The organism is Rhizomonospora bruguierae, from assembly GCF_018397995.1.
Classification (GTDB): Bacteria; Actinomycetota; Actinomycetes; order Mycobacteriales; family Micromonosporaceae; genus Rhizomonospora; species Rhizomonospora bruguierae.
The window spans coordinates 57550-77750 of the sequence record NZ_BBQH01000036.1; the positions used below are offsets into that span (position 1 = coordinate 57550).

Below are 20201 nucleotides of genomic sequence, written 5' to 3' on the forward strand. Positions count from 1 at the left end.
CTATTCGGAGAAGCCGCCTGCGTGTTGGGCGGCCCGGTGGATGGACTCGGGAACGAGTTGGAGGATGTTGTCGCCTTCCACGTGATGCCAGATGAGGGGGTCGGCGGGGTTACGGCGGTAGGCGTAGGCCCTGGCCACGTCGGGCTCACCGGTGGGGAGGAGCCAGCCCCGGGTGCGGGCCAGGGCCCGGTCGGCCAGCTGGTTGTGGAGGTCACGGTCTTTGATGGCCAACTGGTTACGCGGAAGGATGGCGGTGTCCACGGCGAAGGGGGCCAGGTCGGGGTAGCCGTTGCGGTAGACGATGGGCCGGTAGTCGGCGCGGCGCAACGCGACGGGGTCGTTGGGGGTGAACTCCGAATTGCCGGGGGTGCCGCTCCAGAAGCCCTGTTTCGCCTTGCGTGGGGCGGGGAAGACCTCGATGTTGGCGCCGGGTTTGTCGCCGAAGATGAAGCACAGTGGGTCGGACGAGAAGCGGCACCAGCGGTTGTTGCCGCGTTGCTTGCGCCAGACGTGCCCGTTGCCGAGGATGATTTCCGCTTCGTACACCTCGTCGTTCAGCGTGCGGAGCGTGTTGGCGGCCCGGGCGGTGTCGAATTCGCGGCGGAGTGCCCCGGGGCGGCTCGCGAGTTTTTGGGACGACAGGTCCGCTGTCTTCTCGAGCGCGGCACGTTCGCCGGCCGGGGACTCCCGCATGGCCTTCTTGATGGCTTCCTGCTCGCTGATTCCCTCCGCCTTGGCGATCCGGTCGGCCCGCGTCCGTAGCGCTTTGGCGCCCGCGGCGATGCCCTCGGTGACCAGCGTGGTGATGATCTCGATTCCGCCGGAGGTGAGAATGCGGGCGAGCCGGCCCGACGCGCGCTGCATCTCCAGGACCGACCGTGCGGCGAACACCTCGGACACGGCCAGCCCCAGCTCGGTCAACTGCTGGAGGATGTCCCTGCCCGTCTTGTACATCAGGTAGACATCGAGCGCGACGTTCACACCCGGGATCATTTGCGCGATCACCATGGCGCCGAGCGACAGCAGCAGATCCGGACCGTTGGCGATCAGACCGTCGATCATCTCGCCCGCGGCCGCCCCGGCGTAGCCGGCCTCCCACAGCCACCGCAGCGCCATGGCGAACCGGTCGCCGTCGCTGCCTGCGGCGACTATGCCGTCCGCGGTCCGGATCGCCGTGGTAAACAGGGCGACGCCCTCGTCCCAGGCATCGAGGACGCTGAGACCGGCGGACAACCCACCGGCCATCCCGGTGAGCAGGGCCGCGGTCTGGAGTCCGATCGATTCGCCTTCGATCCGGTGCAGGTCTTCTTCGGACGCCGCGGCACGCTCACGGGCCAGGGCGGGTAGGTCGCGGAGGATCCGCTGGCGGTTGCGTACGAAGTCGTCATAATCGGTCGCGTTCGGGACGTAGCTGCCGTCGTCGACGGCCTGGCGGACCTCGCCCGCGAGTTTCTCCCACGTGAAGGCAAAGGCGGCGACATACCGGAATTGGGCGTAGCGGGCGGTGGCGCGGGCGAAATCGCCGACGCTGTTGCCGGCCGGTGCCCGAAGATGGGCGTAGCGGAGCTCGATGGTGCTGAGGGCGGCCAACTCGGCAAGCGGAATGGGGACGCCCTTGGCCGCGATGTCCGGTGGGAGCTGGGCGGCCTGCGCGGTGAGCGCGGCGCTCATCGCCATCGCCTCGGCGAGGATCGCGGCCGGATCGGCGCCCAGGCTGAGGGCGGCCCCGATTCGGCCACCCCAGGTGAGCGGGAAACCCTTCGGCGTCGTCATGAGGGCGAGTTCAGCGCCCGCCGGCCCGCCGAGGGCGTTCAGCGTGTCCAGTTCGGTGGTGGCGAGGTGACGTGCAGAGCGGACGAACTCGTCGAGCTGGTCCGGGGTCTCGAACCGGGGATGCGGCCGCACCCTCAGCAGCAGCGACTCCCGGCTTCCACTGGCCCGCAGGTAGCGGTCGCTGTCTTGGCCGGCGTCGACGTTGGCCGCGTCGATGTGCCGCGCCAACTCGCGTACCAGGTCCGGCTCGCCCTCTGCGGACGGCTGGCGTTGGACGGTGCCGTCGCTCGATGACAGCTCGTCCTCGTTGTTCGCCCGGCACGGCGCACAGTCGGTGCACCCGGAGCCGCACGCCCGCTGGACAGCGGCCCGGCCGATGAGACGGGAGACTGCCTGGTTGCCCGCGGCGCGTTGGAGCAACAGCATGCTGCGGTGGTTCGCCCGTAATGCGGCGCTGTCGTCGCTCGTGGGTTGCCCGCCGTGGGAAGCGATGCGTTGACGGCGCTCAGGGGAATCCCGCAGGGAAACCCGCTGCACGGCCGCCGTCATCGGGCCAGGCTAACGACGACCCGTTACCAGCGGAACCTCGCGAGGGACAGCCATACGGGCACTTCCGCCTGCACCCGTGGGCATCGTGATCCCGCCCGCCGCTCAGCCGCCCACCGCGATTGGCCAGGGCATGCCCCACGACGTGCTCAGCGCGCCGCGTTCAGGTAGCGCAGCACGGCGAGCACTCGCCGGTGGTGGAGGCGGTCGTCGTTGGTGAGTTGGTGTCATCGGCTGTTGAGGTACTTGGCCGTGGCGCTGTGGGTGTCCGCATCGATGCCCCGGTCGCGGAGATCTCCAGGGACCGCGGAAAGCGGCAGCGTCGCTGGTGAATCTGCCCCGCGCCCGTGCGACGCACGCGGCCGCCCAGTCGTTCTCCTCGGCCGTGTGTTCAGCCTGTTCGAGCCGTCTCCCCGCGTCAGGCAGGTGGGCGAGCACCGCCAACTCCGCGCCCGCCGCGTTCGCGTACGCCCGGTACCACGGTGGTGTGAACTCCTGGAACGCGTTGCGCACCAGGCGGTCCGCGTTGGTCAGGTGTCCGGTGTGGATGGCCAGCCTGGCCTCCACGAAGGCCGTGGTGGCCGCGAGGCGCCACGGGCGTGGATCGGTATGGCCGGCGAACTCCAGCGTGCGTGCCCGCCAGAGCCCGTGGTCGCCGCGTAGACCGGTCGCCAGCTCCAGCACCTGCACCGACGGCGCGAGCCACGCCAGGAGTGGAGCGCCCGCGGCGCGCCACTCGGCGAACGCCCGCTCGCCCAGTTCGATGGCCTCGTCGAAGCGGCCGGACAGCGTGAGCGGCGCCAGGTACTTGAGGAGCGACACGAACGGGTAGTCGCCGTTGACCGGATCCTGTTCGGTGGCACGGGCGGCGGTGGCCAGTGCCCCCGGCAGGTCACCCACCGCCAGCGCGCACAGCGAGACGGAGTGGAACAAGTCGAACATCTCGATGCCGTCGGCCGGCCGGTGTTTGGTGAGCATGGGCAGCAGGTCTAGCCGCTCGCGGGCGATGCGGTAGGCCTCGCGGAGCCGGCCCTGACGCGCGGCGGCCGAGTTGGCGCTGTCCAGGGCGCCCTGCAGCAGCGTCGGATCGCCCGCGTCGTGCGCGGCCTCGATGGCGGCGGCCGGGTCGGCCCCGGCCTGCCAGGCCCGAGCGGTGGCGAGCACCGCCGCACGGTCGAGGAACAGGGTCTCGGCGGCCGAGCCGAGCGGCAGCGGCGGCACCGGGTGTGATTCCTCGCCCGTGACGCCGAGCCGCTCCCGGCTGGTCGCGAGGATCCGCAGCCGCCCGCCCGCGCGCAACAGGGCCTCGACAAGCCCGCCGACCTCGTCGAGCACGTGCTCGCAGTTGTCCAGCACGAGCAGCATCGCCCGTCCGCGCACCCGGTCGGCCACGCTGTCGAGCAGCGGCCGCGGCGGGCGTTCGGTGACGCCGAGCGCGTTGGCCGCGGCGGCCACCACCTGCCCGGGCGGAACCGGCACGAGGTCGAGGTACACCACGCCGACCGGGAACCGCGGGGCCACCGCGGCGGCCGCCGTGACGGCGAGCCGGGTCTTACCCACCCCGCCCGGCCCGGTGAGGCTCACCAACCGGCTGGTGCCCAACGCCGTCCGCACCACCTCGAGTTCCTCGGCGCGGCCGACGAAACTGGTCCGGGCCTCCGGCAGCACCGCGTCGTCGGCCCGCGCCCCGAGTTCGGCCGCCTCGGCGGCGAGCGCGGCCAACTGGCGGCGGTCGCTCGCGCCGCACTTGCGCAGCAGCGCCGACACATGGCTCTCCACCGTGCGGGCCGAGATGTGCAGTCGGCCGGCGATCTGCGCGTTCGTCAGGTGCTCGCCGACAGCCGCGAGCACCTCGGCCTCCCTGGCCGAGATCTCCCCCACGGAAGCGGACCCACCCCGCACATGATTCCGTACCCGATCCGTGGCAAGCACGGATGCCCGCAGACTGACCCTGCCGGACGGTGTCACGGCACCGACGGAGTTGACACACGGCGACGTGGTCGCCCGGGCGATCAACCGCACCGACCTGGCCGACGACGTGGCGGGCATCAGGCCCGTCCGTCCCCGGTGGGACCGGCGGCGTTCAGCCACGCCCCGGTCACCCACCCGCCTCTGCCGTCCCCGGCCCAGCCGAGCCCGCCGTCTCCGGCCGTACCGGCGGCGCGTCGCTTGCAGCAAACGCCGCGCACCACGACCTGCTTGCCGCCGTGGCCCGGCACCGGGCTGGTTGTCCGTGCATACGAGGCCGCGCTGACGGCCGGCTATCTTCGGCACGAGTTCGGCGACGTCAACCTCCTCCTGCCGGCCGGCTCCGTCGACGCGGATCAACGGGTATAGTCCCGCGCGATCTTGTCGAGTGGAGGATGACGCATGTCCGAAGTTGACCGAACCGACACCGACATCGCGGCGCCGAGGTTCGACTCGGCCATGCGCGGCTACGAGCGGCGCCAGGTCGACCGCCACGTGGCCGGGGCGGCCGCCCATATCACCCGGTTAACGGCGGATCGCGAGCAGGCACACGCGCACATCCGTAACCTGAACGCCGGCCTCGAGCAGCTGCACGCGGAGCTGACGGAGCTGCGGGAGCGGCCGCCGCGGCTGGACCGCGCGTCGTTCCGCCACCTGGGCACGATGGTCGACGAGATCCTGGCGCTGTCGGAGAAGCAGGGCGCCGCGATCGTCGAGGCGGCCGGCGAGCGGGCGGAGGAGCTGCGCGCTGAGGCCGAGCGGGCCCTCGCCTCGTCCCGCGAGCACGCCGAGGTGCTGCGCGCGGAGGGCGAGGCGGCGCGGCAGCGGGCCGAGCAGGGGGCGCAGCGGCTCGCGGAGGAGAACGCGCAGCGGATCGAGCAGGCGGAGGCGGAGGCCCGGTCGCGGATGGACGCGGCGATCGAGCAGACCCGGCAGGAGATCGCCGGCCTCCGCTCGGCCGCCGAGGCGGAGGTGGCCGACCTGCGCTCGGCGGCCGAGGCCGAGGTGGCAAGTGCCCGGGCGTCGGCCGAGCAGTACGCGACCGAGCTGCGGCAGCGCGCGGAGGAGCAGGACGCGGCACACCAGCAGCGGCTCGCCGCGGTGCAGAAGGAGATCGAGGCCCGGCAGCAGGCCCTGACCCAGGTACGGGCGGCGTTGGAGAACGCGCAGCAGCAGCTGACCCAGACCCGCCAGGAGGCCGGCGCGGCGGAGCGGGATCTTGCACAGGTGACGCAACGCCTGGAGGCGACGCGGCAGCACCTGACGGCGGAGATCGAGCGGCTGGAGTCGGCGCGCCGCGCCGCGGAACAGGTCGAGCAGCAGACCGTCGAGGCCCGGGCCCGCATGCAACGCGAGGCCAAGCGCGTGGCCGACCGCGCCGCGGCGGCGGTGATGGCGGCCGCGGCCATCGGCGAGCAGACCGGCGAGTTCAAGATGGTCGCCGTCCGGGCCGCGGCCGCCGAGGAGGCGGACACCGCGGCGGCCGGCGACGCCGACGCACCGCCGCCGGCCACGGTTGCCGCACCCGCGCCGCGAGAGGCACCATCACCGGTGCAGCGCGCGTTTCCCCCGGCGATGGCGCCAGCGCCAGATCGCACCGACGCCTGAGGTCACCAGGGCAGAGCGCTGCCCTCGAACCACAACCGCCGCCTTCGACCGAAGCGAGGCCCACGCGCGGAAGACTCGAAGCTGGGAGATCAAGGCCGCCTATCGACACGGTTCGGGGCACGGCGCGTTCGCCGGACCTCCGTCGAGCCGCCCACGACATGTCCTGCGCCCAGCAGCAGATCCTGGCCGCCGCCTGCTGGGCCGCTACCCAACCGCATCTGCCGATCCTGGCCGACTCCGGCTAGCGTGCACCCGGCGAACGCGGGTTCGCGCTGGTGAAAGGCCGCTGGACAGTCCTACGACACGTCAGTTAAGCCGCTTTCGCGAAGTAGAGCAATCCGAGGCCGATCGCACCGATGCAGATACCGAGCAGGTTGACCCAACGGTACCGGGTTTCCGCCTCCCGAATGTCGGCCGGGGCGGGGGCTGCGAATACGGCATCGCCCAGGCGGTCGGCACGCCTCAGGAGTTCCCGACCCGACGGGTTACTCCATCGGAACAGGCCCGGTGACAGGGCGCCTACCCAGATCAGTTTGTCTCCCTTCACTCGCACCCTCACGCCGATCGTATCGACCGACTCGATCGAAACCACGCATCCTCGCGGAACCAGGTACTTCACCATCGGATTGCTTATCACGAGCGTGCCCCGCCGCACCGTCACCGACGCTGCCGGTCTGGCGATATAGAGCCATATCAGGCGTTGACCAGACCGATGAGGTTGAACAGCAGTGCCACGCGGGAATGTACGATGGCAATCGCCGTACCGAAAGCCAGCGTGAAAAAGATCGCCAGCGCGAACGGAGTCGGCTGCATGCGCCGTACGCGACAGTCCACGCCGTCGTCCTGCATCGTCATGACACCTCTCTGGCAGCTGGACTGTCCGGCACCCATCCTCGTGCCCGCGCTTCCGCGTGGCGCGGGTGCCAGTCGGCCATTCGTGCGTCGAAGGCTGCCACTTCGGCCCAGGGCACCCGCGGCCGGGACCCGGGCACGGTGGCCACCCGGCCATCGGGGTTATCCAGGAAGGCGACCTCGACTCGGAGGCTGGCCTTCTTCGGGATGATCGACAAGATGCGGACCTGGTCGGTGCGATAACCACGCCCGATTGCGCCCATTGTGGGCGGATGCTGGCAGTACGTCCCGTGGTGCCACTGGTCGCTTGCCAGAGACGGCATGATGCGCGGCATGAGCGTGGATGTCGCAGCGTACTGGGACGGTCAGGCGGCAGGGTTCGACGCCGAACCGGACCACGGATTGGCCGACCCCACCGTCCGGGCGGCCTGGACGCGGCTGCTGTTGCCGCTGATGCCGACCGCCTGTGCCCGCGTCGCCGATCTGGGTAGTGGCACTGGCAGCCTGGCTGTGCTGCTCGCGCAGGCCGGGCATCGCGTCTCGGGCGTGGACCTCGCGCCCCGGATGGTCGAGGTGGCGCGGGCTAAGGCCGCAGCAGCGGGAGTGCCGGCAGAGTTCGACGTGGGTGACGCGGCGACGCCACCGTGGCCGGCCGGGACCTTCGACGTCGTGCTGGTGCGGCACGTGCTCTGGGCGCTGCCCGACCCCGACGCCGCGCTGCAACGCTGGGTGGAGCTGTTGAAGCCCGACGGTCGGCTGGTGCTCGTGGAAGGCCGCTGGTGGACCGGCGGCGGTCTGGCCGCAGGGCAGGCGACGGACCTGGTGCTACGACACAGGCGTGAGGCGGTCGTGGCCCGACTGGACGATCCGACCCTGTGGGGTGGTCCCATCCGCGACGAACGCTATCTGCTTGTCAGCAGGGCCTGAACCGAGCCGGCGATGTCTGCGAGCCGAACTACCTTCATGGCCGGGCTGCCCGCCCGGCCGCCGACCGGATCGCTCACGTAACGACTTCAGTGCGGGCTTGACCCACCCGTCCGACCACGGCGGCCGCGACGAGTTCGACGAATCCTGCCCGGGCCAGGCCCGCACATCCGCATTCTCCGCACGCAGCACCGCGTTCGCCCGGCGCAACCCGGCGTCATCCCGCGCCAGCTCAACGGTCCGCGCCGCCAAACGAGCATGCCGGTCAAGCAACTCCACCGTGGACGACGTTCCGGACACACCCCGCCGTGACCCAGCCCGGACGGACCAGGCCAAGCCAACCCCCAACGAACGCCTGATCAGTCACGCGACAACGACCAGCCCGTTCATGGTCGTTTCTCGTCGGCGACGGCGCTGGGGGAGAGGAGCCTGGGGCGCGGAGCTTGATCGGATCTGGAGCGGCGAGACCGAAGCCGAACGCCCGCGCGCGCGAAACGTCGCTGTTCGTGACGTTCGGCGAGTATGGTCCAGCCAGGTGGTATTTCGCCGTCCACGAGGACTACGCGACCAATTCGGATGTCGAGCAGATGCTGCTGATGTTAGCCGAGCCAGTCGAGCCCGACGGCGTCGGTCAATCGCATCTTTGCAGGCCAGGTGCAGCTTTTCCTGATCACCTACGATCGATCAATTCCCCGCGACGGGGAGGCCAGCCACGATCTGGCTGGTGTATCCGACCTGGAGCGAGCCGTACGGCCCGGACCGGGTCTGCGCCGGTGCCGCGTACGCCATTGACCGAGTGCTGACCGGCAGCGTGGCCACGCTGCCGCCAAGACTGTGGTAAGCAGCATGTTCGGCCACGACTGATGGTGCGACACACCTTGGCCGAGGCGTTCTCGCTCCCTCGTGCACTCGAAGGTGTGGATATAGCATCTACTACCGTAGATGTCGGTCGCCGCTCGTGCCGGCGGTGGCGCATCGGGCCGCGGCGCGCGTAATGCTGGTATATCAATGAGTAATGTGTGTCTCGAGAGCGCGGGAGTGATGCTTAAATTTTGTGTGCTCGGCCCTGTCGAGGCGTGGCGGAACGGTCGTGAGGTTGAGCTAAACGGTCGTAAGGTGCGGGCGATGTTGGCTGCTCTGCTCCTACAGGCCAACCAGGTCGTCCGGATCGAGCGCCTGGTCGCCGTTCTCTGGGGCGAGCGGCCACCCCCCACCGCCGTCGCGCAGCTGCACAAGTACGTTTCCCAGTTACGCGCGAAACTCGGCCCCGAGTGCATCATCCGACACGGCGCGGGATATCAGATCAAACTCGAACAGAACGTGCTCGACCTGCATGCTTTCAACGGCGGTGTGCGCGCCGCCCGGGCGGCGCTGGACGCCGGGAGGCCCGCCGAAGCGGCTGGGGAAATCGCCTCCGCGCTGGCCCTGTGGCGGGGCGCCCCGATCGCCAACACCACCGAGTACCTGATCCACGCGGAGGCCGGTGCGCTCGCCGAACGGCGGCTGGCCGCCACGCTCGACAAGATCGAGATTGAGCTGGTGCGGGGTCGGCACGCCGAGGTGATCGGCGAGTTGCAGTCCATGCTGGCCCAGCACCCGCTCAACGAGAAGCTGCGACGGCACCTGATGCTCGCCCTCTACCGGTCCGGGCGGGTCGGTGAGGCATTAGCCGCCTACCACGAGGCGCGTACCCACCTGGCCGAGGAGTTGGGCCTGGACCCCAGTCCGGAACTACAGGCGTTGCATGAGGCCATCCTGGTCGGTGACCCGGCGCTGAACCAGGCTGGTTCGGCCGGGCGTTCCCTCGCGGCGCCGGCCTCCCCGGCCCAACTGCCGCCGTCGATCGCCGACTTCACCGGCCGGGCCGATACGCTTGATCGAATCTGCCAGCAACTCTCCGCCGGTGGCGGCGAGGCGCTGGTGATCGTGGCGGTCAGCGGCAAGGGCGGGGTCGGCAAGACCACCCTCGCGGTACGAGCGGCGCGCAAGGTCGTCGAGGCGTACCCCGATGGCCAGCTCTACCTCCGACTGCACGGTTCGAGTGCGCGCCCGCTCGAACCGCTGGCCGCCTTGCAACGGTTCCTGCGGGCACTCGGCGTCGAGGAGCGGACGATCCCGGTCACGGTGGACGAGTGCGCCGAGATGTACCGTAGCCGGCTGGCCACCCGCCGGATACTCATCGTGCTCGACGACGCGGCGGACGAAGCCCAGATCCGGACGCTGCTGCCCGGCTCACCCACCTGCGCGGTGCTGGTGACCAGCCGGCCCCGCCTGGTCGGCTTGGAGGGGGCCGACCTCCACAACCTGGACGTCTTCACGGCCACCGAGTCGGTCGCGCTGCTGACGCGTATCGCCGGCGCGCAGCGACTCGGCGATGACCGGCGTACCGTACGGCGCATCGCCGAACTCTGCGGTTACCTGCCGTTGGCGGTACGGATCGCCGCCGCCCGCATCGCCCAGCACGGACGCACGGACCTGACCCGGTTCGCCCGGCGCCTGGCCGACCAGCGCCGCCGTCTCGACGTGCTGGTGGTCGGCGACCTGGAGGTGCGTGCCAGCCTGGCGCTCGGCTACCAGGGACTGGGCGCGGCGGAGAAGATGACGTTCAGCCTCCTCGGGCTGCTCGACACCCCCGACTTCGCGGCCTGGGTGGCCGCATCGCTGCTCGGCGTGCCGGTGGAGGAGGCCGAAGACGTCATCGAGGAACTGGTGAACGCCCAACTGCTCGACGTCACGGGATGCGACATCACCGGCCAGACCCGCTACCGCTATCACGATCTGGTCCGCCTGTACGCCCGCGAGCGGGCCGAGAAGGATCTGTCCGAGGAACAGCGCCACCGCGCGATATCCCGGGCACTCGGCGCCTGGCTCACCCTGGCAGCCGAGGCTGATGAGCGTTTCCACGGCACCCGGTCCCGGGGCTGGTCACCTCGGTCGTTCGCGAACGCCGCCTGCCACGACCCCTTCGACCCCGCCTATGTCGACGAACTGCTCACCGATCCGCTGGCCTGGTTCGAATCCGAACGGGCGGCGCTGGTGACCGGGGTGGCACAGGCCCACCGGTGCGGGCTCAGCCCTCTGGCCTGGGCTCTGGCCGAGAGCATGACGGAGTTCCTGGAACTGCGCCACCGGTACGCCGACTGGGAGTCGGTGAGCAGCCGGGCGTTGGACGCATGCGCCGTGCAGGGCGACGAGGTCGGCACGGCGATCACCCTGATGCGCCTGGCCCGGCTGCGCTTGATCCGCGGGGACCGGGCGGCCTGCGTTGCGCTGGTGGAACGCGCGGTCCGGATCCTGCAGGAGATCGGACAGAAGGCGATCGAGGCGGAGGCGCACATCGTCCACGCCGCCGCGCGGCGGGCCGGTGGCGATTACGAGACCGCGCTCGACCTCGTGGACCACGCCATCGTGGTGGCGCGCGCGTCCGGCAATGGGGTAGCCGAGACCCGCGCCACCCGAGAGCTGGGCGAGATTCGTTACGGGCTGAGCCACTGGCGTGAGGCGGCCGAGGCGTTCCAGCGGGCCGTGATCCTCGCCCGCCGCATCGACAACCGGCGGGAGGAGGCACTCTCCCTGCGCTACCTGGCGATCGTGCTGCGGCACCGCGACCAACTGGAAGAATCGCGTCGGACGGCCGAGTCGGCGTTGGCGATCCTCCACGAGCTGGGTGACCGCCCGCACGAGGCGTTCAGCTGTCTAACGCTCGGATTGATCCTGCTCCGGATGCGGGATCCCGCGGCACCCCGGATGATCGGCGAGGGGCGGCGCATGCTCAGCGAGATGAACCTTGGCTTCGGCACGGGCGAGGCGCTCTACGTGCAGGCCGCGTTGGACATCGCCGAGGGCCGTACGACCGAGGGTCTGGACCGGTTGTTCGAGTCGATCGTCATCCTGAGGTGCGAACCGGTGCATCACGTACTGATCTCCGCCGTCCGCCTCCTTGGCGAGGTCCTGCGGCTGGCCGGCGACCTCGACGCCGCAGCCGCCGTACGGCGCCTGGCCGGTGAGCTGCCCGCTCTGGTCGGCGAACCGCCGCCGGCCGAGCTGTTGGAGCTGGGCACCCGCCGCGTCCCGGGTGCCGGCGGAAGCCGACTGGAAGAATTCCGGAATAGGGGCCACCTGGCGTGGGTCGGCCTACGACCGGACGAAGGGGCGGCGTGAACATGCGGACCGTCCTGATCGACTCTCGGTCACGGGCGCTCGGCGCCGCGATGACGATCATCGGCATCCGGAAGGAGCCGAAGACCACGTAGCCGCCGACGTGCCCGCCGGGATCCTGGCCGATGTGGTCGCCGAGTCGCTGACCCTCGCGGTCCGCGACCGGTTTTGTGGGCCCCGTACCGGCCGTACCGCTTGCCGCAGCCGCCCTTTCGCGGCTGAGCCGACCTCGGGGGAAGTCGAGCGGAAGGTTCTCGGAAGCGCTCACCACAAGTCTGGTCCCGGCGTCAGCATCGGTCGGCGGGAGGGGATCGGATGTCGAGGGTTGTCGTTGTCACCGGCGGGGGCACCGGGATCGGGCGGGCGATCGCGGGCCGGTTCGCCGCCGACGGCGACGAGGTCTACGTGCTCGGTCGCCGCCCCGGCCCACTGGAAAAGGTCGCCGCGGAGCATCCCGCCGTGGTTCCCGTGCCGGTGGACCTGAGCGTGCCAGCCGAGGTGCTGCTGGTCGCCAAGCGCCTCTGCGCAGCCCGGATCGACGTGCTGGTCAACAACGCCGGTGGCCTCATCGACGACCCCGGGCCCGGCGCCGAGGGTGCGTTCGCCGGCTACTTGATGACCATCGAGGCCAACCTGCTGTCCGCGATGATGCTCACCGACGCCCTGTGGCCGGCGTTGGGTCGACCTGGCGGCCGGGTGATCAGCATCAGTTCGATCGCCGCCCACCGCGGCGGGGGTGACGCCTACGCCGCGGCAAAGGCCGGGCTGCTGGGCTGGGGCTTCGGGATGGCGCGTAAGGGCGGCGCCGACGGCATCACCGTCAACGCCGTGGTGCCCGGCTACGTGCAGGACACCGAGTTCTTCAACGAGCGGGGCCGCTCCGCCCGGCACGACCAACTGGTGGCGGAGACCCTGCTCGGCCGGGCCGGCACCCCGGACGACATCGCCGCCGCCGTGCACTTCCGGCCTCACCGGACGCCTCCTGGATCACTGGGCAGGTGCTCGGGGTCAACGGCGGCGCACTGCTCGGGCGCTGACCCGTGGCCACCAAGCGCATCCTCTACCTGTTCCCGGACCGCTCCTCGCCGCAGGCCCGGCGCTGGGAGTGGGAGGACTTCTGGCCGGTCTATCACCGCGCCGCCGCCGAGGCGGGGATGGACCTCGCGGTAGCGGATCCGGAGCACGTGCTGATCGCCGGTGACACCGCGTACTGGCGAGACGAACCGCTGCACCCGGCCCGGGACATCGTGGTCTACGACGCCCGCACCGAGCCGGTGCACGAAGCCGCACTCTGGTGGGGGATCAGCCTCGCCCGTTGCCTGCAATCCCTCGGCTTCTGGCTGGCCATCCCGCTGGACCGGGCGGTGGTCACCAACGACAAGTTCGCCACCGCCCGGGAACTGGCCGGCTCCCCGGTGCCGATCATCCCGTCGGTACGGGTGAACGCCGGTCGGGACCTGGACCGGCTGGACTACCAGCGGCTGGTGCCGGACACCTGGTTCCCGGTCTTTGTCAAGCCGGTGTCCTGGGGGCGGGGTCTGGGCTGCGTCCGCTGCCCCGACCGGGCCACCCTGGACGCGGTGCTCGGGCTGGCCTCCGGCAGCGCGGCGAGCATGCTGGTGCAGCCGTCGGTCGGCACGGTCACCGCCGATCTGCGGGTGGTCGCGGTGGAGGGTGAGATCGTCGCCGCGTACGACCGGATCCCCGGCGGGGATTCGCACGTGGCCAACGTCAGCCGCGGTGGGCGGGTGCGGGTGCGCGACCTGGTCGAGCAGCCGGTGCGTGACCTGGTAGGGCTGGTGCACCGCCGATTCGATCTCCCATACGTCTGTGTCGACCTGCTCCGTACCGCCTCCGGTGAACTCTGGTTCTCCGAACTTGAGGCGGACGGCGCGGTAACCGGTCTGTTCGCCGACCCCGAGGCGGTCAAACGGCTGGTCGGCGGCCGGTTCCGCGCGTACGCCGCACGTCACGACCGCCATCTGAGCCAGGGAGCTGTCTCATGACCTCGCAGATCGGGATCCCACCGTCGGCCGGAAGCGGCGACGACTCACCGTGGACGCATTCGGACCTGGAGGCGGTCGCCGCCGCTCGCGCCCGCCGTGACGGCGGTCTGCTGGTGTGCAGCGGTGGCACCACCGGACGCCCCAAGCTCACCCCGATCGCGCCCGACCTTGGGGTGCCCCGGGTGTTCGCCCGGTGGCAGCCGTTACGCCGGGGTGACGTAGTGCTCAACCTGTTCTCGGTCGGCAAGATGTGGGGCGCCCAGTACTTCTAAAACGCCTTCGCCCTGCACAGCCGGGCCACCGTCGCGCCGATGGGCGCGCTCAGCCCGGCGGAGGTGCGGGAGTGGGGGCCGGAGCTGGTCGGCATGGGCGTCACCGCGCTCGCCGGCGCCCCGAACGTGCTGGCCCACTTCGCCGACGAGGTGCGGCAGGTCCGCCTGCGGCTGCCGGTGCGCGCCGCCCTCTGGTCCGGCGAACCGATGACCCAGGCTCGGCAAGACGCCATCCGGGCCGCGTTTCCCGATGTCGGTCTCTGGGGGAACTACGGCTCGATCGAGACGTTTGTGATCGCCACGAACGGTCCCGCGTGTCGCCTCGGCGCGCTGCACCTACTGCCCGGGCAGTCCCTCGAACCAGACGACGATGGTGCCCTGCTGACCCGGTACGGCGACGGCTGGCCCACCCCGGCTCGCCGGTTGCGGCTTGGTGACCGGATCGCCGCCACCGGTTGCCCGTGCGGGGAACCGGACACCTTCGAGGTGCTGGGCCGGGCCGACGACTGCTTCAAGCTCAGCGGTGGCATGGTCCGGGTGAGCATCGTTCTGGGCAACGCGGCCAGCCTCCATGGCGTTGACGACGTGCAACTGGTGCTCTACCGCGACCCGGTCGTCCCGGCCGCGGTGGTCGGCTTGCGGATCCACTACACCGGCCCGAACGCCGACGCCGCCCGGGTACGCGAGCAGATCGTGCTCGGGTACGAGGACCTCCAGGTGGTGGACCGGCACAGCCCACAGTCGATCGTCGTCGAGCACGTGACCGAACTGGCACGCCACCCAAACACCGACAAGGTGCTGCCGGTGATCTGGGAGAGCGCCGAGGACCTGGCGGGGATGGCGTCATGAAGGCCGACACCATCGTGGCGTCCGGATCGGCCGACAACGCACCGACCCGGGCCTTCCTCGCCCCGTACCGGGGCGCGGGCCGGGCACTGGACACCGGGCTGCCCGGCTACCGGCGATTCCGGTCCTGGTTCACCCGGCCGCTGCTGACCCGGCCGGCGTTTCTGGACGCCGTACAGACCCGTACCCTCGACCACGACCTCACCCTGCTGCTACGCACCTTGCACGCGCTACCGGACCGGCTGTTCGACGGTGACGAGACAGCGTTCGCCCGGGTCCTGGGCTGGACCCAACCCGGTGCGTCCGCCGCGCTGAGCCGCCTTTCCGGCCCGCCGGTGCCGCTGGGCCGCGCCGACCTGGTGCGTACGCCGGACGGCTTCCGCCTGGTCGAGTTCAACACGTCCAGCTCACTTGGCTCGTTCGAGTTCGGTGAGCTGTGCCGGGCCACCCTCAGCGACCCGTCGTTCCACGACTTCGCCGAAGACACGTTGTACTACGTCGATCCGCTGGCCAGGATGGGTGACACCCTCACGGGGCTGGCCGGGTTGAGTCTCGCCGACCGACCGACCGTCGCGCTGGTCGACTGGGTCAGTTCGCCGATCGCGGTGAACGCTTCGCTCTTCGTCGACCTGATGGCCGACCGGGGTTTCCGGGTGCTCAGCTGCACGGTGGCCGACCTGGACCTCACCCCGGCAGGACTGACCGCGCACGGCGAACGGATCGACGTGGTCTACCGCACATTCCTGCTCAAGACCGCCGCCGAGGATCCTGCCGCGGGCCGGCGGCTCGACGTGCTGGACCGCGCCGTACGGGCCGGGGCGGTCACCGTGTTCACCCCGCTCAACGCCGATCTGTACGGCACCAAGGCGGCGCTGGCGATGCTCAGCGATCCGGCCCACCGGGACCGATTCACCGCCGCCGAACGCGAGGTCATCGACCGGGTGTTGCCCTGGACCCGGTCGATGACCGGCGCCGCGCGGACTCCGGCCGAGGACGGCGGCTCGCTCGCCGAGTTCGTCCGGCGGCACCGGGGCGAATGTGTGCTCAAGCCGAGCATCGGGCACGCCGGGCAGGGCGTCGTGGCCGGCTGGCTGGTACCGCAGGCGGAGTGGGACGCCTTGGTCGCCAGCGCCGATGCCGGTGACTACATCGTGCAGCGCAAGGCTGAATCGGTGGCCGAGCGCTTCTATACGGCCCCCGTCGAGGATGATCCGTCGACCTGTTTCCTGCACTGGGGAATGTTCGTGACTGGGTCGGGCCTCAGCGGCGGGTTCGTCAAGGGCCTGCTGGACTAACCGCAGGACGTCCGGTTCCTCGGCGACGGTTCGCACGTCGGATGCATTTTCCATGCTCAGCCGGACACGGGGGATTCCACATGATCATCAATTCCGAACAGCGGCTCGCCACCGTGCTGGCCGCCATCCGGGAACTGCGGGAACGGGGCGGCACCGTCCCCCGAAAGGACTTCTACACCGACAAGATCGCCGCAGTGTGGGCCCGGGCGCGGGGTGCCTCGGCGTACGCGAAACTCGGCGACTATTCCCCCGACGCCTTCGCCGCGCTCCCGGTTACCCGCAAGGACCAGCTCAAGAGTGACCCGTGGGGCTTCGTCGCCGCCAGCATCGAGGACAGCGTCAAGTATTACGAGACCACCGGCACCACCGGAACCACCACCCCGACCCCGCGGCTGGCCGACGACATCATCTGGAACACCGTCTCGGTGGCGTGCGCCTGGCAGGACGTGCTGCGTGCGGACGATCGGGTACTCAGCCTGCTGCCGTCCGACATCGTCCCGGTCGGCGACCTGGTCGCCGCCGTCTGCGAGCATCTCGACCTGCTACACGCACGGGCCTACCCGTTCGCCACCGGGATCTCCGACTGGGACCGGCTCGCCAGGCTGTGGGCCACGCTGCGGCCGACCGCGTTGTTCCTCGCGCCGGGCGTCGCGATGCAGGTAACCCGGCTGTTCAAGCAGCGCGGGCTGCTGGCCGAGTTGGCCGCCTCGGTCCGCACCATCATGCTGCTCGGCGAGGTCAGCGTGCCGGCCATGCGGGCACGACTGGGCCACTGGTGGGGCGCCACCGTCTACAACGCGAGTTACGGCAGCACCGAGACCGGTACGCTCGCCGCCACCTGCCGACAGGACCGCCTGCACCTGCTGACCTCCGCCAATTACTGCGAACTGCTCACCCCGCAGGGTCTGGTCGAGGTCTCCGGTCCCGGCACCGGGCGGCTTGTGGTCACGCCGCTCAACCTGCACGCCCGACCGTTGCTGCGCTACGACACTGGCGACGACGTGGTGGTCACCACCGGCTGCCCGTGCGGCACCGCCACCCCCGACGTGACCGTGCTCGGCCGGGCGGCGGACGGCCTGCGGGTGCGGGACAGTCTCCTCACCCCGTATCTGGTCGAGGAGATCGTCTACGGCGAGACCACCGCGACGAGTTACCTCCTGGAGGCCGCACCCGATCGGATCCGCCTGCTGCTGGAACGCGACGTGGACGCGAACCGGAGCACCGAACCGGAGCGCGCCATCGCGGTGCGCGACGCCTTCCGCCACCAGGCCGGCCTCGACGGTACCGAGGTGCTCTTCCTCAACTCACTGCCTGCCACGACCAAGAGTGGCGGTTCGCAGAAGAGCTGGAAACGGTCCAACATCCGGATCCTGGAGGCATCGTGAGCACAACCGCACCCGCGCCGGACCGCCTGGCCGTCCTGCCGGTGACCGGCGAACCGGACCTGTGGTGCACCTACGCCGCCGTGCGGACCCTGTCCTGGCTGGACCGGGCCGGGCGTACGCCGGGACTTGAGTCCACCAGCGAGTTCATCCGCGGGCGCCGTAACCCGGACGGCGGCTACGCGTGGAGCCGAGGCATGCCGTCGGACGCCTGGGCCACCTTCTACTGCACCTCCACCCTGGCCGACCTGCACCAGCCGCTGCCTGACCTGGCCGGCACCGCCCGCTGGCTCGACAGTTCCTGGTCCGGGGACGCGTACGCGATGACCCCGGGCCAGCAGCCGGAGGTGTGGGCGACCCACTTCGCCACCCGTACCATGGTCGAGGTCTGTGCCGCCGACGTGCCCGACGCCGACCGGTTGTTGTCCTGGCTGGGCGCGCTACAGACCCGCGACGGCGGGCTGACCTGGACCCCGGAGCACGCGGTCGCGGGTGACGCCGACGTGCGGGCCGCCTACTACGGTCTGGCCGCCTGGCGGGCACTGCACTCCCGGCATCCGGTGCCTCCCCCCTGGAATGTGGCGGCCCTGCTGCGCTGGCTGCGCGCCCGGCAGTCGCCGACCGGTGCCTTCCGGTTCGACGCGGACGCGGACACCGACTGCATGTGGGCCACCTACCGCGCGGTCGCCGCCCTGGGCCTGCTCGGCGCCCGGCCGGCAATCGACCCGACCGGCTGGATCACTGCGCGGCGCCTGCCCGGCGGCGGTTTCACCCGCTGGTCCGGCTATCCGGTGGCGGACGTGTGGGCATCGTTCTGCGCGGTGGGTGCCCTGCGGTGGATCGGCGAGCTACCACCCGGAACCGCCGACGCGGTCGAACGGCGGATCGCCGAGCTGAGCTGTGCCGGCGGCGGCTTCACGTACCGCGAGCCGGCCCTCGCCGCCGACGCGTTGACCGTGGCGGCGACCGTGCTGGCCAGCGATGGACGGGACGCGGCGGGGCTGCGCCGCTGGCTGGAGCACTGCCGGCTGCCGAACGAGGGGGGCATCATGTACATGCCCGGCCGGGGTGCGGAGATCCGGTGCACCCTGTGGGCTCTCGCGGCGGGCGCGTTCGCCGGAGATCCGGCCACCGGCGCGGCGATCGGCGAGTGGCTGACGCGGCTGCACAATCCGGACGGTGGATTCGGCTGCTGGCACGGCCGCGGCTCGGACCTGGTTTCCACGGCCGCCGCCGTGGGCGTCGCCGAATTGACAGGTACGCGCATGGTCGACGCCGGACGGGTCGCCGCGTACGTCGGTGGCGAACCACCGTCCGACGGCTTGCGCCCAGGATTGCAGACCGCCCGCATCCTGGCCTGGGCCGGCCACCGCGAACCGCGTCGGGTCAGCGCGCTCCTCGACGCCCACCGGGTATCCGGAGGTGGCTGGGCGGCGCGCGGCAACCGGATGCCGGACCTGCTGTCCACGTACGAAGCGGTGCTCACCGCCGACCGGTTCGGTATCGCCGTGGACGCCGCGCCGCTGGCCGCCTTTCTGGCCCGGACCGCTTGCGGCGATGCGGTCGCCTGGAGTCCACTCGCCCCGGCCGGAACCGATCCGCTGGCCCGCTGCCTGCACCGGCTACTGCGCCGCCGGGTGGCCGACCCGGCATTCCGGCCGCCCGTGCTCGTCCTGTCCTAAAGCCCGCCATGCCGACCATCATCATCGATGCCCCGGCGGTGGGCGCCACCGTCCGCCGGTCCGTCGCGACCCGGCTGACTCGCTGGTTCGCCCGGCGGAACGTGGCGCCGGCCCATGTCGTGGTGCGGTTCACCGAGGTCGCGCCGGGCACCGTGTTCAGCGGTGGCTTCCCGGTGGACGCGCTGCCCGCCGCCGACGGGCCGTTCCCGTACGCCGCGGTCACCTGCTGTCTGGGACCGGAGCGCGACGACGACTTCCGGGTGGAACTGGCCGCGGAGATCGCCGCCACGCTGGGCCCGGTGTCCTTCCTGTACGTCGAGTTCCGGCCGACTCCGCCCCGCTACGTATTCGTCCAGCGTGCCGACCGGCTGACCCGGGCCGACCGGATGTAGCACCAAGGGAGGTCTGATGAACAGCAGCACCAGCACCAACGAGATCCAGGATCGGATCCGCGCGGTCCTCCGGCGCACCATCGGCGACCCGGTCGACGGACTGCCACCCGACACGGACCTGGCCACCGCCCTGGGCGACCGCTACGACAGCCTCACCGCCTTGGAGTGCATCGTGGCAATCGAGAGCGCCTTCGGCATCGAAGTGGACTTCGTCGCGCAGGACGTCCGCTACTGGTTCGCCACTATCGACCGGATGACGACCTTCGTGCGCGACCAGTTGGAGGACCGGGCGTCGCTGGGGAGTGCCGGGTGACCACCATCGGGGTGACGGAGACGCCCTTTGCCACCTCCGGGCAATCCGGCCGGCCATGCGTCTGGCTGCGCTCGCGAGAACAGTTACGCGCCGAGGTCGAACTGCTTACTCAGGTGATCGACGACCCGGCGGTGGACCGGGTGCTCACGTTCGCCCCGCCGCAGCACCTCTACGGTCACCTGTG

18 protein-coding genes are annotated in these 20201 nt (G+C 70.8%); 13 read left to right on the forward strand and 5 right to left on the reverse strand.

Going from position 1 to position 20201, the window contains the following annotated elements; all coding sequences use genetic code 11:
- Both KJS59_RS19485 and KJS59_RS19490 read right to left on the reverse strand, forming a co-directional pair.
- Complete coding sequence (locus KJS59_RS19485; protein WP_213454371.1) at positions 1-2322, reverse strand: HNH endonuclease; 2322 nt, start codon at positions 2320-2322, stop codon at positions 1-3.
- Positions 2323-2424: 102 nt separating this feature from the next.
- Positions 2425-4200 carry a LuxR C-terminal-related transcriptional regulator gene (locus KJS59_RS19490; protein ID WP_213454372.1) on the reverse strand — a complete coding sequence of 592 codons (1776 nt, stop codon included), beginning with the start codon at positions 4198-4200 and terminating at the stop codon, positions 2425-2427.
- Positions 4201-4689: 489 nt separating this feature from the next.
- Between KJS59_RS19490 and KJS59_RS19495 the strand changes: the two genes are divergently transcribed.
- Positions 4690-5895 carry a coiled-coil domain-containing protein gene (locus KJS59_RS19495; RefSeq protein WP_213454373.1) on the forward strand — a complete coding sequence of 402 codons (1206 nt, stop codon included), beginning with the start codon at positions 4690-4692 and terminating at the stop codon, positions 5893-5895.
- A 310-nt stretch (positions 5896-6205) separates the two neighbouring features.
- On the opposite strand, the gene KJS59_RS19500 is transcribed toward KJS59_RS19495, so the two are convergent.
- A complete protein-coding gene (locus tag KJS59_RS19500) occupies positions 6206-6517 on the reverse strand; it encodes a hypothetical protein (protein ID WP_213454374.1) in 312 nt (103 codons plus the stop codon).
- Positions 6518-6588: 71 nt separating this feature from the next.
- Complete coding sequence (locus KJS59_RS19505; RefSeq protein WP_213454375.1) at positions 6589-6750, reverse strand: hypothetical protein; 162 nt, start codon at positions 6748-6750, stop codon at positions 6589-6591.
- Positions 6751-7080: 330 nt separating this feature from the next.
- Between KJS59_RS19505 and KJS59_RS19510 the strand changes: the two genes are divergently transcribed.
- Entirely contained in the window at positions 7081-7674 is a 594-nt protein-coding gene (locus tag KJS59_RS19510) for a class I SAM-dependent methyltransferase (RefSeq protein WP_249714450.1), read from the forward strand.
- Here the strand turns inward: KJS59_RS19510 and KJS59_RS32440 are convergent.
- Positions 7573-7971 carry a DUF6444 domain-containing protein gene (locus tag KJS59_RS32440; RefSeq protein WP_407073979.1) on the reverse strand — a complete coding sequence of 133 codons (399 nt, stop codon included), beginning with the start codon at positions 7969-7971 and terminating at the stop codon, positions 7573-7575. The genes KJS59_RS19510 and KJS59_RS32440 overlap by 102 nt on opposite strands.
- A 741-nt stretch (positions 7972-8712) precedes the next feature.
- Between KJS59_RS32440 and KJS59_RS19515 the strand changes: the two genes are divergently transcribed.
- From KJS59_RS19515 to KJS59_RS19565, 11 genes are all read left to right on the forward strand, one after another.
- The gene (locus tag KJS59_RS19515) at positions 8713-11832 is read left to right on the forward strand and encodes an AfsR/SARP family transcriptional regulator (protein ID WP_283775810.1); all 3120 of its coding nucleotides are present in this window, start codon (positions 8713-8715) and stop codon (positions 11830-11832) included.
- 312 nt (positions 11833-12144) lie between these two features.
- Positions 12145-12999 (forward strand): SDR family NAD(P)-dependent oxidoreductase, encoded by an 855-nt coding sequence (locus KJS59_RS19520; RefSeq protein WP_249714452.1) that lies wholly within the window; start codon positions 12145-12147, stop codon positions 12997-12999.
- On the forward strand, positions 12984-13835 hold the full coding sequence (locus KJS59_RS19525) for an ATP-grasp domain-containing protein (protein WP_249714454.1): 852 nt from the start codon (positions 12984-12986) through the stop codon (positions 13833-13835). Before KJS59_RS19520 ends, KJS59_RS19525 begins: the two co-directional genes overlap by 16 nt.
- Complete coding sequence (locus KJS59_RS19530) at positions 13832-14107, forward strand: hypothetical protein (protein WP_213454379.1); 276 nt, start codon at positions 13832-13834, stop codon at positions 14105-14107. The genes KJS59_RS19525 and KJS59_RS19530 overlap by 4 nt, the downstream gene beginning before the upstream one ends.
- 39 nt (positions 14108-14146) lie before the next feature.
- Positions 14147-14956, forward strand: a complete 810-nt coding sequence (locus KJS59_RS19535; RefSeq protein WP_213454380.1) for a phenylacetate--CoA ligase family protein — start codon at positions 14147-14149, stop codon at positions 14954-14956.
- Positions 14953-16248: a hypothetical protein gene (locus tag KJS59_RS19540; RefSeq protein WP_213454381.1), complete on the forward strand. Its 1296-nt coding sequence runs from the start codon at positions 14953-14955 to the stop codon at positions 16246-16248. The genes KJS59_RS19535 and KJS59_RS19540 overlap by 4 nt, the downstream gene beginning before the upstream one ends.
- Before the next feature lie 80 nt (positions 16249-16328).
- Positions 16329-17633, forward strand: coding sequence for a phenylacetate--CoA ligase family protein (locus KJS59_RS19545; RefSeq protein ID WP_213454382.1), 1305 nt, complete (start codon positions 16329-16331; stop codon positions 17631-17633).
- Positions 17630-19312 (forward strand): prenyltransferase/squalene oxidase repeat-containing protein, encoded by a 1683-nt coding sequence (locus KJS59_RS19550; protein ID WP_213454383.1) that lies wholly within the window; start codon positions 17630-17632, stop codon positions 19310-19312. Before KJS59_RS19545 ends, KJS59_RS19550 begins: the two co-directional genes overlap by 4 nt.
- An 8-nt stretch (positions 19313-19320) precedes the next feature.
- The gene (locus tag KJS59_RS19555) at positions 19321-19704 is read left to right on the forward strand and encodes a hypothetical protein (protein ID WP_213454384.1); all 384 of its coding nucleotides are present in this window, start codon (positions 19321-19323) and stop codon (positions 19702-19704) included.
- 16 nt (positions 19705-19720) lie between these two features.
- A complete protein-coding gene (locus KJS59_RS19560) occupies positions 19721-20017 on the forward strand; it encodes an acyl carrier protein (protein WP_213454385.1) in 297 nt (98 codons plus the stop codon).
- Positions 20014-20201 (forward strand): hypothetical protein (locus KJS59_RS19565; RefSeq protein WP_213454386.1); only part of this gene is annotated, 188 nt, incomplete at its 3' end. The genes KJS59_RS19560 and KJS59_RS19565, both read left to right, overlap by 4 nt.